The organism is Paracoccus sp. TD-10 (genome assembly GCF_048270675.1).
GTDB classification, from domain to species: Bacteria; Pseudomonadota; Alphaproteobacteria; order Rhodobacterales; family Rhodobacteraceae; genus Paracoccus; species Paracoccus pantotrophus.
In genome coordinates, this window is the sequence record NZ_CP182418.1 from 756452 (window position 1) to 771947 (window position 15496).

General features: G+C 67.7%; 15 protein-coding genes. 10 read left to right on the forward strand and 5 right to left on the reverse strand.

Annotated features, from left to right (window positions below):
* Positions 1-88: 88 nt before the first annotated feature.
* On the reverse strand, positions 89-709 hold the full coding sequence (locus ACNKFW_RS03725) for a ribonuclease T2 family protein (protein ID WP_024843613.1): 621 nt from the start codon (positions 707-709) through the stop codon (positions 89-91).
* Between the two features lie 160 nt (positions 710-869).
* Between ACNKFW_RS03725 and ACNKFW_RS03730 the strand changes: the two genes are divergently transcribed.
* A complete protein-coding gene (locus tag ACNKFW_RS03730; RefSeq protein WP_024843614.1) occupies positions 870-1616 on the forward strand; it encodes a DUF1013 domain-containing protein in 747 nt (248 codons plus the stop codon).
* Positions 1617-1661: 45 nt separating this feature from the next.
* Here ACNKFW_RS03730 and ACNKFW_RS03735 read toward each other — a convergent pair whose 3' ends face one another.
* Positions 1662-3134: an NAD-dependent succinate-semialdehyde dehydrogenase gene (locus ACNKFW_RS03735; protein WP_147427661.1), complete on the reverse strand. Its 1473-nt coding sequence runs from the start codon at positions 3132-3134 to the stop codon at positions 1662-1664.
* Positions 3135-3230: 96 nt separating this feature from the next.
* Between ACNKFW_RS03735 and ACNKFW_RS03740 the strand changes: the two genes are divergently transcribed.
* The gene (locus ACNKFW_RS03740; protein WP_147427662.1) at positions 3231-3428 is read left to right on the forward strand and encodes a hypothetical protein; all 198 of its coding nucleotides are present in this window, start codon (positions 3231-3233) and stop codon (positions 3426-3428) included.
* Positions 3412-4131 carry a DNA alkylation repair protein gene (locus tag ACNKFW_RS03745; RefSeq protein ID WP_024843616.1) on the forward strand — a complete coding sequence of 240 codons (720 nt, stop codon included), beginning with the start codon at positions 3412-3414 and terminating at the stop codon, positions 4129-4131. The genes ACNKFW_RS03740 and ACNKFW_RS03745 overlap by 17 nt, the downstream gene beginning before the upstream one ends.
* On the opposite strand, the gene ACNKFW_RS03750 is transcribed toward ACNKFW_RS03745, so the two are convergent.
* Positions 4119-4637, reverse strand: coding sequence for a hypothetical protein (locus ACNKFW_RS03750; protein ID WP_374327946.1), 519 nt, complete (start codon positions 4635-4637; stop codon positions 4119-4121). The genes ACNKFW_RS03745 and ACNKFW_RS03750 overlap by 13 nt on opposite strands.
* Positions 4638-4758: 121 nt before the next feature.
* Here ACNKFW_RS03750 and moaA point away from each other — a divergent pair, with 121 nt between their 5' ends.
* Entirely contained in the window at positions 4759-5793 is a 1035-nt protein-coding gene (gene moaA, locus ACNKFW_RS03755) for a GTP 3',8-cyclase MoaA (protein WP_024843618.1), read from the forward strand.
* Here moaA and ACNKFW_RS03760 read toward each other — a convergent pair.
* Positions 5790-6143: a GFA family protein gene (locus ACNKFW_RS03760; RefSeq protein ID WP_024843619.1), complete on the reverse strand. Its 354-nt coding sequence runs from the start codon at positions 6141-6143 to the stop codon at positions 5790-5792. The genes moaA and ACNKFW_RS03760 overlap by 4 nt on opposite strands.
* 157 nt (positions 6144-6300) lie before the next feature.
* Here ACNKFW_RS03760 and uvrA point away from each other — a divergent pair, with 157 nt between their 5' ends.
* From uvrA to ACNKFW_RS03775, 3 genes are all read left to right on the forward strand, one after another.
* Positions 6301-9159: an excinuclease ABC subunit UvrA gene (uvrA, locus tag ACNKFW_RS03765; protein WP_147427663.1), complete on the forward strand. Its 2859-nt coding sequence runs from the start codon at positions 6301-6303 to the stop codon at positions 9157-9159.
* A 539-nt stretch (positions 9160-9698) separates the two neighbouring features.
* Positions 9699-10859 (forward strand): Hint domain-containing protein, encoded by a 1161-nt coding sequence (locus ACNKFW_RS03770; protein WP_024843621.1) that lies wholly within the window; start codon positions 9699-9701, stop codon positions 10857-10859.
* 107 nt (positions 10860-10966) lie between these two features.
* Complete coding sequence (locus ACNKFW_RS03775; RefSeq protein WP_024843622.1) at positions 10967-11536, forward strand: hypothetical protein; 570 nt, start codon at positions 10967-10969, stop codon at positions 11534-11536.
* 160 nt (positions 11537-11696) lie between these two features.
* Here ACNKFW_RS03775 and ACNKFW_RS03780 read toward each other — a convergent pair whose 3' ends face one another.
* Positions 11697-12134, reverse strand: a complete 438-nt coding sequence (locus ACNKFW_RS03780) for a YbgC/FadM family acyl-CoA thioesterase (RefSeq protein WP_147427664.1) — start codon at positions 12132-12134, stop codon at positions 11697-11699.
* Between the two features lie 608 nt (positions 12135-12742).
* Between ACNKFW_RS03780 and tolQ the strand changes: the two genes are divergently transcribed.
* The 3 genes from tolQ to tolA are packed head-to-tail and all read left to right on the forward strand — an operon-like array spanning position 12743 to position 15452.
* Positions 12743-13438, forward strand: a complete 696-nt coding sequence (gene tolQ, locus ACNKFW_RS03785; protein ID WP_024843624.1) for a protein TolQ — start codon at positions 12743-12745, stop codon at positions 13436-13438.
* Position 13439: 1 nt separating this feature from the next.
* Entirely contained in the window at positions 13440-13904 is a 465-nt protein-coding gene (locus tag ACNKFW_RS03790) for an ExbD/TolR family protein (protein ID WP_024843625.1), read from the forward strand.
* Between the two features lie 3 nt (positions 13905-13907).
* Positions 13908-15452: a cell envelope integrity protein TolA gene (gene tolA / locus ACNKFW_RS03795; protein ID WP_147427665.1), complete on the forward strand. Its 1545-nt coding sequence runs from the start codon at positions 13908-13910 to the stop codon at positions 15450-15452.
* The last annotated feature ends 44 nt before the right edge of the window (positions 15453-15496 follow it).

Below are 15496 nucleotides of genomic sequence, written 5' to 3' on the forward strand. Positions count from 1 at the left end.
GATTCCAAGCTGACAGAAAATCCTTGCGATTTGGTTAACGGTCTCTTCCTTGTCCAAATATCCCCGCCGGAGGCACGCGGCCGCGCCATCAGCGCGGCGCCGGCATCAGGAAGCTGCCCTGGCAATCCCGCCCGGCATCCTCAGCGCAGGCACGCGGCCGCAGGTCGCGGGTCAGGCAGATGCGGATCTCCTGCAGGGCGCGGGCGCGGCAGGTCACGGTGATGCCGTCGCGTGCAAGGCCGGGATTGGCCTCGATGAAGGCGTCTTCGATCACCTGGGCGGGCAGGGTGACGTCGCGGTCGAGCTGGCGCAGCGTCTCGGGCAGGGCGATCCGGGCGGCGGCCTTGCGGGTCAGGGCGAAATAGTCCCGCGCCGGCAGGCCCGAGCAGCGGCCGTGCTTTTTCCATTGATACCAGGCTAGGCCGCCCGTTCCCATCAGATCCGCCATGGCACGGGTTTCGTGGCGCGCGGGGTCGCGGGCTTCGGTCCGGCAATATTCCGGCCAGCCGCGTTCGTATTGCGGCCACAGGCCATGGACGACGAAGCCCAGGCGCCGCCCGGTCGCGCATTGTTCGGCCTCGTCCTGGGTCCGGCACCAGCTGGGCGACCAGCTGAGCGACAGCACGTAATAGTCGAACCGTCCCGCGATGTCCTGGGCCAGGGCCGCGGGGGCGAACAGCAAAAGGGCGATCAGGGCGGCCGGTCTCATGCCGGCGAACCTAACGCCGGTCCCGGCCGCGCGCCACGAATTTCAGGCTTTATTTTGCTCCCTTCCGGGCCTATATAGCCTGTCAATCCCCCGAAAATGGAATGGCAGCCGCCGAAAGCCGTTTTCCCCGGCCGGAAGAGATATTGTTAAGGAGAAGGTCATGAACAAGCCGCTGATGGCCAAGGCCACCGCCGTCTGGCTGGTCGACAACACGACGCTGAGCTTCAAGCAGATCGCCGATTTCTGCGGCATGCACGAGCTTGAGGTCCAGGGCATCGCCGACGGCGACGTGGCGGTCGGCGTCAAGGGCTTCGACCCGGTCGCCTCGAACCAGCTCGATGCGTCCGAGATCGAGAAGGGGCAGAAGAATCCGCTCTACCGGCTGAAGCTCAAGCACAACCCCGCCGCCGAGGGCGAGGAGAAGCGTCGCGGCCCGCGCTACACGCCGCTGTCCAAGCGCCAGGACCGGCCGGCAGCGATCCTGTGGCTGGTCAAGTTTCATCCCGAACTGGCCGATTCGCAGATCTCGAAGCTGGTGGGCACCACCAAGCCGACCATCGCCTCGATCCGCGACCGCACGCATTGGAACATCCAGAACATCCAGCCCATCGACCCGGTGGCGCTGGGGCTTTGCCGTCAGTCCGAGCTTGACGCCGCCGTGCAGAAGGCCGCCAAGCGCAAGGCCGCCGAGGGCGGCGCCATGACCGATGACGAGCGTCGCAAGCTGCTTTCGACCGAGACCTCGCTTGCCATGTCGGACGAGCCGCGCCTGCCCAGCTCGATCGCCGGGCTGGAGAATTTCAGCCTCAGCAAGGATGACGAGAAGCCCGAGCCGGACGACAACCTGGATGCGGACAGCTTCTTCAACCTGCCCGACGCGGATGACGACGAAGACGAGGATCACTGATCCCGCAAACCCCGGAGCCCGGCTCCGGGGTTTCTTCCTGGCCGGTCAGATGGACAGGCAGATGTATTTCATCTCTAGGTAATCTTCGATGCCGTGGCGCGAGCCCTCGCGGCCAAGCCCTGACTGCTTGACGCCGCCGAAGGGCGCCACCTCGGTCGAGATGATGCCGGTGTTCACGCCGACGATGCCGTATTCCAGCGCCTCCTGGACGCGGGTGACGCGGCCGATGTCGCGGGCATAGAAATAGGCGGCAAGCCCGAAGATGGTGGCATTGGCGCGCTCGACGGCCTCTTCCTCGGTCTCGAACTTGAACAGCGGCGCCAGCGGGCCGAAGGTTTCCTCGCTCGCCACCTTCATCTTGTCGGTGATGCCGGTCACGACCGTCGGGTCGAAGAACAGCCCGTCGCGCGGCTTGCCGCCGGTGAGGACAGAGGCGCCGCCCTCGACCGCGTCCTGGATATGTTCCTGGACCTTTTCGACCGCATCGCGGTTGATCAGCGGGCCGGTGGTCACGCCTTCTTCCAGCCCGTCGCCGACCCGCAGCCTGTCCACCGCCGCCGCCAGCCGCCGGGCGAATTCGTCATAGACCCCGGCCTGCACATAGATGCGGTTGGCGCAGACGCAGGTCTGGCCGTTGTTGCGGAATTTCGAGGCCATGGCGCCCTCGACCGCCGCATCCAGGTCGGCATCGTCGAAGACGATGAAGGGGGCGTTGCCGCCAAGCTCCATCGAGCATTTCAGCACCTGGTCGGCAGCCTGGCGCAGCAGGATGCGGCCGACCTCGGTCGAGCCGGTGAAGGTCAGCTTGCGGATCAGCGGGTTCTCGCAGAACTCCTTGCCGATGTCCGAGGATCGCGACGAGGTCACGATGCTGAACAGCCCCTTGGGCACGCCCGCGCGTTCGGCCAGCACCGCCAGCGCCAGCGCCGAAAGCGGGGTCTCGGCGGCGGGGCGGCCGACGAAGCCGCAGCCGGCGGCGATGGCCGGGCCGCATTTGCGGGTGATCATCGCGTTCGGGAAGTTCCAGGGCGTGATCGAGCCGACCACGCCGATCGGCTGGCGGATCACGGTCAGGCGCTTGTCGGGCTGGTGGCCGGGGATGGTCTCGCCATAGATGCGCTTGGCCTCCTCGCCGAACCATTCGATGAAGCTGGCGCCATAGGCGATCTCGCCCTTGGCCTCGGGCAGGGGCTTGCCCTGCTCGGCGGTCAGGATCTTGCCCAGGTCGTCCTGGTTCTCCATCATCAGGTCGAACCATTTGCGCATGATCTGGGCGCGTTCCTTGGCGGTGCGGGCGGCCCAGCCCTTCATCGCCTCGGCGGCTGCGGCGATGGCGCGGGCGACCTCGGCGCGGGACAGGTCCGCCACCTCGGCGATCACGTCGCCGCGGGCCGGGTTCACCACCGGGAAGGTCTTGCCGTCATCGGCGTCGATCCATTCGCCGGCGACATAGGCGCGGGTCTGCAAGAGCGAGGGGTCTTTCAGCAGCATCTTGAGGTCGGTCGCGGGCTTGTTCATGGCGGGGCTCCTTCCGTTCGGCTCCGGTGCAGGCTTGCGCTTTTGCCGGGCCAACGCAAGTCGCGGCTGGCCCGTGACGGCGGTCGAGGAATTGTGATGAACCGGATCGGGATTTGCGGCGTTGGCTTGCCATCGTCAGGTTTCCCTCTTGGCGTATTCGACTGGGGCGGCGTCTCTCTCTGGCGTCGCCCCTTTTTCATTGCTTCTTTTCGCCAGCGGTGCGGATTATTCCCCCACGGGATCGGCGACCGGCCGATCTATTCGGAAAACGGTGAAGATGCGGGAACTGGATGAGTTGAAGGCGCTGGGCGATGCCGGCAAGGCGGTCGAGATGGCGGCCTATCACAAGGCGGCGCGGGTCTATTTGGGCGTGACGGTGCCGGCGATCGACGAACTGGCCCGCGGTTGGCGGGCCGGGCTCGACGTGCCGGGGCGGGTCGATCTGGCACGGCGGCTTTGGGACAGCGATGTGCATGAGGCGCGGATCGCGGCGGCGAAGCTGCTGACCCAGGCGCGGATCCGGCCCGATGAGGCGGTCTGGGAGCTGATTGCCGGCTGGGTGCCGCAATTCGACACCTGGGCGATCGCCGACCATGCCATGAAGGCGGGCGAGCGGCGGCTGCTGGCCCGGCCCGAGCGGCTGGACGAGATCGAGCCCTGGCTCGATCATCCCAGCTACTGGGTGCGGCGCGCAGCGCTGGTCGGCACGCTGCCCTGGACGCATATCCGCAACCCCAAGCCGCAGGATCTGGAGCGGCGCGAGCGCGTGCTGTCCTGGCTGGCCCGGCTGGCCGATGACCGGGAATGGTTCGTGCAAAAGGCCATCGGCTGGTGGCTGCGCGAACTGTCCAAGCACGACCCCGGCCGCGTGCGCGGCTGGCTGGCCGAGCATGGCGCGCGGCTGAAGCCTTTTGCCCGGCGCGAGGCGGGGCGGTGGCTGCCGGAAAACCGCGGCAGGACCGGGCAGGACCGGCCGGGCGCCGATCAGTTGCCATAGACCTCGATCGTGGGCAGGTCGGTCAGGCTGACGCCGATCAGCTGCAAGGCCGGCAGCGAGACCTGGCTGCCGCCGCTGGCCGGGCCGTCCAGCGGGATCAGCCGCACCTTGGCGGATTTGCGGTTCGCCGGGTTCACGATCCGGCCATCGGCTTCGGATTTCACCAGCGGCGTCTTGATCCAGAAGCCGGGCTGCGAAGGGTCGCCCAGCGAGGCGATGGTGGTGCCCAGCCGACGCTCGCCCGTGGTGGGCGGGGCGGCGGCCGCGGCCTTTTGCTCGCGGGTGGTGGTGTCGAATTCCGCCGCCGTGCGCGCCGCGGGCGAGGGGCGCGCGGCCGCGGTCAGCGTCGGGTTCGCCGCGGCGGCTTCGGTGCCGGCCGTTCCGCCGTCGCTGCCCGCGGTGGTGCCGGGCGTGCGGGGTGCGGTCTGCGTCGCAGGGGTGCAGGCGGCCAGTGCCAGCAGCGCCAGCGCGCCCAGAAGGCGCAGGATCGGCTTGGTCATCGGCATGCGCTTGTCCTTGTCATCCTTTTCCAGATCGGGGCGAGGCTAGACCCGGCCGGCCCCTGCTGTCCACCCGAGCTTCCATTCATGGTTACGAGACCATCAACGGATCGGCCGGCTTGTGCCGATGCCGGGCCGTGCTTATCTTTGCGCCATGGATGCGCATGCCCCGCTGATAGACCCCTTTGCCAGGCCGATCACCTACCTTCGGGTATCGGTGACGGATCGTTGCGATTTCCGCTGCACCTATTGCATGGCCGAGCATATGCAGTTCCTGCCCAAGCGCGACCTGCTGACGCTGGAGGAACTGGACCGGCTGTGTTCCGCCTTTGTGGGCCTGGGCGTGCGCAAGCTGCGCGTCACCGGCGGCGAGCCGCTGGTGCGGCGCAACATCATGGAATTCTTTCGCGCCATGTCGCGCCACCTGGGGGCGGGTCTGGACGAATTGACGCTGACCACCAATGGCAGCCAGCTGGCGCGATTCGCCGGCGAACTGGCCGATTGCGGTGTGCGGCGGGTCAATGTCTCGCTGGATACGCTTGATGCCGACCGCTTCGCCCAGATCACCCGCTGGGGCAGATTGCCGCAGGTCATGCAGGGGATCGAGGCCGCCAAGGCGGCCGGCATGCGGGTCAAGATCAACACCGTCGCGCTGAAGGGCTTCAACGAGGACGAATTGTTCCGGCTGGTCGAGTGGTGCGCGGACCAGGGCCACGACCTGACCTTCATCGAGGTCATGCCCATGGGCGAGATGGGCGAGGAAGAGCGGCTGGACCAGTATTGGGCGCTGTCCGACCTGCGCGACCGCCTGGGCGAGCGGTTCACCCTGACCCCGCTGGCCGAGCGGACCGGCGGGCCGGCGCGTTACGTGCGCCTGGAGGAGACCGGGCAGAAGATCGGTTTCATCACGCCGCTCACGCATAATTTCTGCGAAAGCTGCAACCGCGTCCGCGTCACCTGCACGGGCGAGCTGTTCATGTGCCTGGGGCAGGAGGACCGCGCCGACCTGCGCGCGCCGCTGCGCGCCAGCCCGGACGACGCGCCGCTGCGCGAGGCCATCCGCGAGGCGATCACCCGCAAGCCCAAGGGCCACGACTTCGACTATTCCCGCCAGCATGTCGCCGGGCAGGTCAGCCGCTTCATGAGCCATACCGGCGGCTAGTAGCTGGCGCCGTCCACCGCCTGGCTGGCCAGTGCGCGCGGGTTGACGCCTTCCAGGCAGTTCACGTTCACCGCCACCATCTCGACCCCGTCCGTGCCCGTGCCGAAAGCATAGGATTCCACCCCGCAGGTCGGGCAGAAGCGGTGGTGGATCTGCTTGCGGTTGAACAGGTATTCCGTCACCGGCCCGTCACTGGTCAGGTGGAAATCCGTTCTGGGCACGAAGGCCAGCACGAAGCCCAGCCGCTGGCAGCGCGAGCAGTTGCAGGTGAAGGTCTGGTCCAGATCGGCGTCCACCTCATAGGCGATGCTGCCGCATTGGCAGCTGCCCTTGTAATGCTGTCGGGCCATTCGGTGCCTCCCGTTGCCTTCCGTTTGCGACTCACCGGCATGGTGGGGCAGGGCGCTTGGCATCGCAAGCGGAAATGTTCCCGAGTTGTTCTGTTCCGGGTTGCCATTTCGGCGCGGATGCCTATCTCATGCGCTTGGCGGAATCAGGACTGGCGCGATGGAACAGAAGTTCATCGAGGTTCGCGGCGCGCGCGAGCACAATCTGAAGAATGTGGACATGGACATCCCCCGCGATCAGCTGGTGGTGATCACCGGCCTGTCGGGCTCGGGCAAGTCCAGCCTCGCCTTCGACACCATCTATGCCGAGGGGCAGAGGCGCTATGTCGAAAGCCTGTCGGCCTATGCCCGGCAGTTCCTCGACATGATGGGCAAGCCGGATGTCGACCATATCAGCGGCCTGTCGCCGGCGATTTCCATCGAGCAGAAGACGACCTCGAAGAACCCGCGCTCGACCGTCGGCACGGTGACCGAGATCTACGACTACCTGCGGCTGCTGTTCGCCCGCGCCGGCACGCCCTATTCGCCGGCCACCGGCCTGCCCATCGAGGCGCAGCAGGTGCAGGACATGGTGGACCGGGTGATGGAACTGCCCGAGGGCACGCGCGCCTATCTGCTGGCGCCCATCGTCCGCGACCGCAAGGGCGAATACAAGAAGGAGTTCCTGGAGCTGCGCAAGCAGGGCTTCCAACGCGTGAAGGTGAACGGCCAGTTCCACGAGCTGGACGAGCCGCCGACCCTCGACAAGAAATTCCGCCACAATATCGACGTCGTCGTGGACCGCATCGTCGTGCGCGAGGGCATGGAGACGCGGCTGGCCGACAGCTTTCGCACCGCGCTGGACCTGGCCGACGGCATCGCGGTGCTGGAAACCGCGCCCTCCGAAGGTGAAGCCGAGCGCATCACCTTCTCCGAGAATTTCGCCTGCCCGGTCAGCGGCTTCACCATCCCCGAGATCGAGCCGCGGCTGTTTTCCTTCAACGCGCCCTTCGGCGCCTGCCCGGTCTGCGACGGGCTGGGGGTCGAGCTGTTCTTCGATGAGCGGCTGGTGGTGCCCGATTCGGCGCTGTCGGTGGCGCAGGGGGCCATCGCGCCCTGGGCCAGGTCGAAATCGGCCTACCTGACCCAGACCGTCAACGCTCTGGCCAAGTTCTACGGCTTCGACAAGAAGACGCCGTGGAAGGATCTGCCGGACGCGGTGCGCGAGATGTTCCTGCGCGGTTCGGGCCAGGACGAGATCCCGTTCCGCTTCGACGATGCCGGCCGCGTCTATGAGGTCACCCGCCAGTTCGAGGGTGTGATCCCGAACATGGAGCGGCGGCTGCGCGAAAGCGACTCGGCCTGGGTGCGCGAAGAATTCGAGAAATACCAGAACAACCGCCCCTGCGGCGCCTGCGAAGGCTATCGGCTGAAGCCCGAGGCGCTGGCGGTCAGGATCGCCGGCGCGCATATCGGCAATGTCACCGAACTGTCGATCCGCGAGGCGCTGGCCTGGGTCGAGGCGGCGCCGAAGCACCTGACCAAGCAGAAGAACGAGATCGCGGCCGCCATCCTCAAGGAGATCCGCGAGCGACTGGGCTTCCTGGTCAATGTCGGGCTGGACTACCTGACGCTGTCCCGCGCGGCCGGTACGCTTTCCGGTGGCGAAAGCCAACGCATCCGCCTGGCCAGCCAGATCGGCTCGGGGCTGACCGGGGTGCTTTACGTGCTGGACGAGCCCTCGATCGGGTTGCATCAGCGCGACAACGACCGGCTGCTCTCGACGCTGAAGGGGCTGCGCGACCAGGGCAATTCCGTCGTGGTGGTCGAGCATGACGAGGATGCGATCCGCCATGCCGACTATGTCTTCGACATGGGGCCGGGCGCGGGCGTGCATGGCGGCCAGGTCGTCGCCCGCGGCACCCCGGCCGAGATCGCCGCCGATCCCTGCAGCCTGACCGGGCAATACCTGTCCGGCGCGCGCGAGATCACCGTGCCGTCGGAACGCCGCAAGGGCAATGGCAAGGCGGTGAAGGTGGTCGGCGCCACCGGCAACAACCTCAAGAACGTCACCGCCGAATTCCCGCTGGGCAAGTTCGTCTGCGTCACCGGCGTCTCGGGCGGCGGCAAGTCGACGCTGACCATCGAGACCCTGTTCAAGACCGCCAGCCTGCGGCTGAACGGCGCGCGCCAGACCCCGGCCCCCTGCGAGACGATCAAGGGGCTGGAGCATCTGGACAAGGTGATCGACATCGACCAGCGCCCGATCGGCCGTACGCCGCGGTCCAACCCCGCCACCTATACCGGCGCCTTCACCCCGATCCGCGACTGGTTCGCCGGCCTGCCCGAGGCCAAGGCGCGCGGCTACAAGCCGGGCCGCTTCAGCTTCAACGTCAAGGGCGGGCGCTGCGAGGCCTGCCAGGGCGACGGCGTCATCAAGATCGAGATGCATTTCCTGCCCGACGTCTATGTCACCTGCGAGACCTGCAAGGGCAGGCGCTACAACCGCGAGACGCTGGAAGTGACCTTCAAGGGCAAGTCCATCGCCGACGTGCTGGACATGACGGTCGAGGACGCGCAGGAGTTTTTCAAGGCCGTGCCCTCGATCCGCGAAAAGATGGATGCGCTGGTCGAGGTGGGGCTGGGCTATATCAAGGTCGGCCAGCAGGCCACCACGCTGTCGGGCGGCGAGGCGCAGCGGGTCAAGCTGTCCAAGGAACTGTCGCGCCGCGCGACCGGCAAGACGCTGTATATCCTCGACGAGCCGACGACGGGGCTGCATTTCGAGGATGTGCGCAAGCTGCTGGAGGTGCTGCATTCCCTGGTCGAGCAGGGCAATACGGTGGTGGTGATCGAACATAACCTGGACGTCATCAAGACCGCCGACTGGATCATCGACATCGGCCCCGAGGGCGGCGACGGCGGCGGCCGCATCGTGGCCACCGGCACGCCCGAAGACGTGGCCGAGGTCGAGGCCAGCCATACCGGCCGCTATCTGGCGCCCATGCTGGACGCGGCACGCAGCCGCGCCGCGGAATAGGCGCGGCGGCAGGCCAGGGGCCGACGGATCGCTGATCGCGATCGCGCAACCGAAGGGTGGTGCGCCCCACGCGCGGGCCATGCGGCCTTGGCGCGGCGGCAAGGGCAAGGGAATGCCGCGGAATCCTTGGCGCCGCCGGTGGGGCGCTGGCCCCTGCCGAGACGAAACTGTCGCGATCCTGCTTCTTGCCGTTGACCGGCCCCGTCCCGCCGGTCAACCGCGACTCCGGTCATGGCAACGGGCGGTGCCGAACGGCCTGCGGATCGGCGCGCGACCGTCCCCTGGCCGGGGCCGCGCCTCGCGCGACCCGAGCGCGGCGATGATCCTCGGCCGGGCCGGTCGAGCAAAAAGCGACCGCCTTGTCTGCTGCCGCTTTTTCGATCTGGTCAAGCGTCGGATTTTCGCATTATCTCCATTTTGACTGCAATGCTCGCATGGCTTGGCTTTCGTCAAGCGGGCTTGGCGCAGAATTTTTACAATGTTTTCACTTGGCAAAGCGCGCTGGGTGAAGCCGGTAACGAACGCAAAAGGAGCGCGAATTGCCTGTTACGACTGTTAACCTGCTGTGGATCGGCAATCGGTCCCTGCTCGATTCCTCCCCTTCCAGCAACATCAGCCAGAACCAGGCCAATGCGATCGACGGCTGGGCGGCCGAGGGTCGCGACGAGATCGCGCCCGTCGCCCTGACCGGCGATTACTTCGGTTCGGGCAGCAACAGAATCTTCAGAACCACCTATCAAGCGGGACTTCTGCAACCCGCCAGCCGGTTCTCCTATACCGACCCGGATGGCAATCGGCAAAGCAACGTCACCCTCAACACCTTTCTCGGCGCCCGCTTTGCCGTGACCGTGCATGACGAGGATGGCAACGCCAGCGTCGTGGAACTGAACGGCGTGCTCATGCAGATGAGCAATGGCGATCTGTTCGTCCGTCCCTCGACGGACACGGCGGCGGCCTGGAGCGTCCATACCCGCATCTCGAAGGTCGAGATCCTGGGCGTGATGCGCTTGTCGGAGGACACGGGCGTCGCCACCATCGGATTCCGCGCCGAGATCTTCGAATCCGAGATCGTCTGTTTCACCCGCGGCACGCTGATCGAATGCGCCGAGGGGCCGCGCCCGGTCGAAAGCCTGCGCATCGGCGATCTGGTGCGGACGCTGGACAACGGGCTGAAGCCGCTGCGCTGGATCGCCTCGTGCCGGCTGGGCCGGGAACTGAAGGCCACGCCCAAGCTGCGCCCGATCCGCATCCGCGCCGGGGCCCTGGGGCAGGGGGTGCCGTCCTCCGACCTGCTGGTCTCGCCGCAGCATCGCATCCTGGTGCGCTCCAGGGTGGCGATGCGGCTGTTCGGGACCGCCGAGGTGCTGGTCGCCGCCAAGCAACTGCTGATGCTGGACGGGGTCGACATCGCGCAGGATCTGGAGGCGGTGGAGTATTTCCACTTTGCCTTCGACCGGCACGAGGTCGTCTTTGCCAACGGGGCCGAGGCGGAATCGCTTTATCCCGGCACACAGGCGCTGAAGGCCATCGGGCGCAGCGCCCGGGAGGAGCTTTTCGCGCTTTTCCCCGATCTGCGCGAGCAGGCGACCCCGCCGGTCGCCGCGCGCGAGATCGTCTCGGGCCGGCAGGGGCGCAGGCTGGCGGTGCGCCATCTGCGCAATGGCCGTCCGCTGGTCGCCGAGGCGGCCAGGCCGCATTGACGGTTCCCGGATCCCGATGCAGGCGCCGCGCCTGCATCGCCCGGTTGCCGGTGGCGCTTTCTTCCGCCCCTGGTGCGGGCTAATGTCGCGCCATGACGCAAAATGCCATGACACCCGAAACCATAGCCGGCCTGTTCACCCGCGACGGGCGCTATCTTTGCGCGCGCTGGGGCCGGCCGGTGGCGCCGGTGATCTTCGGCCTGGCCGATGAAAGCCTGGCGGTGTTTCGCGACGCGACCCGCGCCGTGCTGGCCCATGCCCGCCACCCCATCGCCGAGACCGATCCCGAGATGGGGGCGAACCTGATGACCTTTTTCCTGCGCGACTGGCAGGAGCTGCGGGATCTGCCCGATCTCGATCGGCTGACCGGCCAGCCCGACCTGGCGGCGCGGTTGCAGGGCAGCGATGCCGACCAGTATCGGCTGTTCCGCTTTGACGCCGACGGCGCCATCCGGGCCTGCATCGGTTTCGTGAACATGGGCGGACGGCTGGCCGAGGCCCATCCGGGACAGTTGGCCGAAACCGTCGCCGTGCGGGCCATGCTGAGCTTTGCCTGCGACGTCACGCCCTCGCCGGAACTGGCGGCATTGATCCGGGCCGCCTATGACCCGGTGATGCCGGTCGCGGCGACCGATCCCTCGCATGCGCTGCGGCTGGCCGCACGTTTGCCGCGTTGACGGCCTGCGGACCGTCTTGCGGCAATGATCGGCAATCGCGGGCCGGGTGAACCGGCCTGCCCATGCTTCCCAGCCACCGCACTGGATTCGCAAGATGAATCCGCGAAGCCGATTCGAGCGGCAGGCTCCGGTCGGAAGAAGCGCCGACCCGGAGCCGGCATCAGCCAGGCGTGCCGGGCTCCAGATAGGGCAAGAATGCCTCGACCAGGGCGGGCGGTATTCTCGCGGGTTTCATGGATTTGTTTATATGCGCCAGTTCGATTTCTATCCGGACCAGCACCTGGTTTTCCTTGCGAAAGACATGCCGGATACGAACGCTTGCGCCCCTGATGGAAATCACGGATGAGGTGCAAGCGATCAGATCATCGAGGCAGGCCGGCCTTTGCCAGGCAATATCTGCATTTCGCGCGACGAATTGCTCTCCGTTCGGGCTGACGAGGGGGTATCCCACATGTCTCAGCAGCTCGGAACGGCTTCGCTCGGCAAATTCCAGGTATTTGGAATGATAGACGATGCCGCCTGCATCCGTATCCGCATAGTAAATGCGATAAGTCTGCGTAAATCCGTGGCCATCTTGAGGCGGTGGCTTCAGGTGCATCCCAGGCTTCCTCGTTTTTCCCGGCCTTCGTCATGGCTGTGACGCCCCGGCCGAATACTGTTCCATCCTTTCACAGTCTTATCAAGCCCCTCGGCGGGTTTGCCGGCCGCCTTTCCCAGGGCGTGCGCCCGGATTTGCATGGCGCATGAAATAGTTTCCGGGGAGCGTTCGAATGGGATCGTGCGCCTGCCGATCCGTGCACCATCGGCGCCATTGATATGCGGGCGATTATTGCCCCCGGCCTGCGGCGATATATTCCGGGCCTCTGTTGCGGGGATCCGATGCGGATGCATTTTCGGCGGTCCGCCCGCAATGACGGTGCGAATGCGTCCCGGACCGGGCGGACCCGGTTGCTGGCGGGGCTGGCCATGTGTCCCGATGGCCGCCCATCCCCCGCCGCGGATCTCGCCGCGGTCGAATCGCCGCTTCCGGGCGGCCCGGCTTGCGCCCGGTGCCCTCTGCCGGGCCTCGGCGCGGCGCCAGGCCCGCGTTCTCGCGGGCAATTGACGCAGAATTGACGCGCGGCGGGGTTGCTCCGCTGGGCGGTTCTGCTAACTCCGGCGCAGCAGAAGCCGCATCCCAGCGGCCCAAAGGACAGGCCGAATTTCATGGAACAACTCGCCGGAGCCGGGCAGCCGGTCGATTTCTCGCTCATCGCGCTGTTCGCGCGCGCCTCGCTGACGGTGCAGATCGTCATGGTGATCCTGATCCTGGCCTCGTTCTGGGCCTGGGCGATCATCATCCAGAAGTTCATCGCCTTCAACGCCGCCCGGCGCGAAGCAGACCGCTTCGACCGCGCCTTCTGGTCGGGCCAGCCGCTGGACGACCTGTACGACCGCATCGGCGAGACGCCCTCGGGCCCGGCCGAGCGCATCTTTTCCGCGGGCATGGCCGAATGGCGGCGCAGCCATCGCGACGACGGCAACCTGATCGCCGGCGTCACCGCGCGCATCGACCGGGCCATGAACGTCACCATCAACCGCGAGAACGACCGCCTGACCCGCGGCCTGCCCTTCCTGGCCACGGTGGGCTCGACCGCGCCCTTCATCGGCCTGTTCGGCACGGTCTGGGGCATCAAGACCGCCTTCGAGGAGATCGCGATCTCGCAGAACACCTCGCTGGCCGTGGTGGCGCCGGGCATCGCCGAGGCGCTGGTGGCGACCGCGCTTGGCCTGCTTGCGGCGATTCCGGCGGTGATCTTCTACAACAAGCTCAGCTCGGATGCCGACCGCATCACCGGGGGATACGAGACCTTCGCCGACGAATTCTCTACCATCCTCTCTCGCCAGTTGGACGACGAATAAGATGGGGGCCGGGGTCGTCAAACGCAGCCGCAACGGCAAGGGCCGCGCCCGCAGCCAGCCGATGGCGGAAATCAACGTCACGCCTTTCGTGGACGTGATGCTGGTGCTGTTGATCATCTTCATGGTGGCGGCGCCGCTTCTGACCGTGGGCGTGCCCTTGGAGCTGCCCAAGACCGCCGCCCAGGCCGTGCCCGCCGAGCCCGAGGAGCCGCTGAGCGTCTCGGTCACGCCCGATGGGCCGATCCTGGTCATGACCACCGAAGTCCCCGAGGCCGAGCTTGTCACCCGGCTGCGCGCCGTCGCGGCCGAGCGGCAGAGCGACAAGATCTACCTGCGCGCCGACGGCGCCATCCCCTATGCCCGGATCATGGAGGTGATGGGGGCGCTGAACGCGGCCGGCTTCAACAACATCGTCCTCGTGACCGAGGCCGGCGGGCCGCGCATGGACGCGGGATCGGACGGCTAAGCCATGGACCGGGCGGAACGCATCGGCTTCTGGATTTCGGGCATCGGCCATGCCGGGCTGCTGGGCGCGGCGCTGGTCGGCGGCGCGCTGTTCCGGCCGCAGCCGCTGGAGGCGGTGCGCATGGCCGAGGTCGCGACCATGTCCGAGGCCGAGTTCCAGTCGCTGGCCGCCGCCGCTGCCGGGCGCGGGCCGGTCTCCGATGCCGCCGCGACCACGCCGGCCCAGCCGCGCCCGCCTGCTGACGAAAACCGGCTGGGCGAGGTCGAGGCGGTCAGTCCGCCCGCCCCCGATGCGCAGGCGGCAAGGCTGTCCACGCCCCCCTCGCGGCCCGAGGCGCGGCCGGACCTGTCGGATTTCCAGACCCCGAACCGGCCCGTTGCCGTGGCGACCGATGCGCCGCGTCCCGCCGAGCCCGAGAACACCGTCGAGTTGGCGGCATTGCCGCAGAACTCTGACCGCCCCGATCCGGCGCGCAACCCCGCGCAGCCGCAATCGCCGGCGCCGATCCCGCAGCGTTCGGCGCTGGCCCCGGTCGAATCGGCGCGTCCCCGCGGCCGCCCCGAGGGGCTGGCCGAGGCCGTGCAGGCCCGCCGCGAGGCGGCCGCGGCGGCGCGCCAGCGCGAGGAGCTGCTAGCCCGGCAGCAGGCCGAGGCCGCTGCCGAGCGCGCCTCTGCCGCCAAGGCCGAGGAGGCCGCCGCCCGCCGCGCCGCCGAGGAGCGTGCCCGCGAGGAGCGTCGCGAGGCCGAGCGCCGGCAGGCCGAGGCGGAAGCGGCCCGCAAGGCCGAAGAGGCCGAGGCGCGTGCCCGCCGCCTTGCCGCGGCTGAAGCGGCTGAAAAGGTGGCTGCGGAACAGGCCGCGGCCGAGAAGCGTGCCGCCGAGCGCAAGGCCGAGGCCGAACGCCGCGCCGCAGCCGAGAAAGCGGCTGCCGAAAAGGTCGCCGCTGAGAAGGCCGCCGCTGAGAAGGCGGCCGCCGAGAAGGCCGAAGCCGAACGGAAGGCCGCCGAGGCCAAGGCCCGCAAGGAAGCCGAGGAAAAGGCCGCCGCCGAACGCGCCGCCGCCGAGAAGAAGGCCGCCGAAAAGGCTGCCGCCGAAGCCAAGGCCCGCGAGCAAGCCGAGGCCGAGCGCAAGGCCGCCGAGGCGGCCAAGCAGGCCGCGCTGGCCGAGGCGATGCAGGACCAGGGCTCGGCCGGCTCGGGCGGCGGCGGGGCGGCGGCCAGCGGGCCTCCGCTGAGCCAGGGCGAGAAGGACGGTTTCCGCGTCGCCGTCGAGCAATGCTGGAACCGCGGCTCGCTCTCGACCGAGGCCAGCCGGACCACGGTTTCGGTGCAGTTCTCGATGGCGCCGGACGGGACGGTGGAAAAGGGCTCGCTGCGCATGATCGGCCATGACGGCAGCTCGGACGCGGCGGCGAAACAGGCCTATGAGGCGGCGCGCCGGGCGATCCTGATGTGCGAGCGCGGCGGCTACAAGCTGCCGCCGGAGAAATACAACCGCTGGAAGGATGTCATCATCGACTTCAACGCCAGCGGCAGCGCGCGGGTCCAGTGACATGGCATCCCGGCGCGCAACACTCTATCCTGCAACCAAGACCT

Bases quoted from the DNA above. Each gene is read 5' to 3' on its own strand.
- ACNKFW_RS03725 (WP_024843613.1), bottom strand. From the start codon at position 709: ATGAGACCGGCCGCCCTGATCGCCCTTTTGCTGTTCGCCCCCGCGGCC.
- ACNKFW_RS03730 (WP_024843614.1), top strand. From the start codon at position 870: ATGAACAAGCCGCTGATGGCCAAGGCCACCGCCGTCTGGCTGGTCGAC.
- ACNKFW_RS03735 (WP_147427661.1), bottom strand. From the start codon at position 3,134: ATGAACAAGCCCGCGACCGACCTCAAGATGCTGCTGAAAGACCCCTCG.
- ACNKFW_RS03740 (WP_147427662.1), top strand. From the start codon at position 3,231: ATGAACCGGATCGGGATTTGCGGCGTTGGCTTGCCATCGTCAGGTTTC.
- ACNKFW_RS03745 (WP_024843616.1), top strand. From the start codon at position 3,412: ATGCGGGAACTGGATGAGTTGAAGGCGCTGGGCGATGCCGGCAAGGCG.
- ACNKFW_RS03750 (WP_374327946.1), bottom strand. From the start codon at position 4,637: ATGCCGATGACCAAGCCGATCCTGCGCCTTCTGGGCGCGCTGGCGCTG.
- moaA (WP_024843618.1), top strand. From the start codon at position 4,759: ATGCCGGGCCGTGCTTATCTTTGCGCCATGGATGCGCATGCCCCGCTG.
- ACNKFW_RS03760 (WP_024843619.1), bottom strand. From the start codon at position 6,143: ATGGCCCGACAGCATTACAAGGGCAGCTGCCAATGCGGCAGCATCGCC.
- uvrA (WP_147427663.1), top strand. From the start codon at position 6,301: ATGGAACAGAAGTTCATCGAGGTTCGCGGCGCGCGCGAGCACAATCTG.
- ACNKFW_RS03775 (WP_024843622.1), top strand. From the start codon at position 10,967: ATGACACCCGAAACCATAGCCGGCCTGTTCACCCGCGACGGGCGCTAT.
- ACNKFW_RS03780 (WP_147427664.1), bottom strand. From the start codon at position 12,134: ATGCACCTGAAGCCACCGCCTCAAGATGGCCACGGATTTACGCAGACT.
- tolQ (WP_024843624.1), top strand. From the start codon at position 12,743: ATGGAACAACTCGCCGGAGCCGGGCAGCCGGTCGATTTCTCGCTCATC.
- ACNKFW_RS03790 (WP_024843625.1), top strand. From the start codon at position 13,440: ATGGGGGCCGGGGTCGTCAAACGCAGCCGCAACGGCAAGGGCCGCGCC.
- tolA (WP_147427665.1), top strand. From the start codon at position 13,908: ATGGACCGGGCGGAACGCATCGGCTTCTGGATTTCGGGCATCGGCCAT.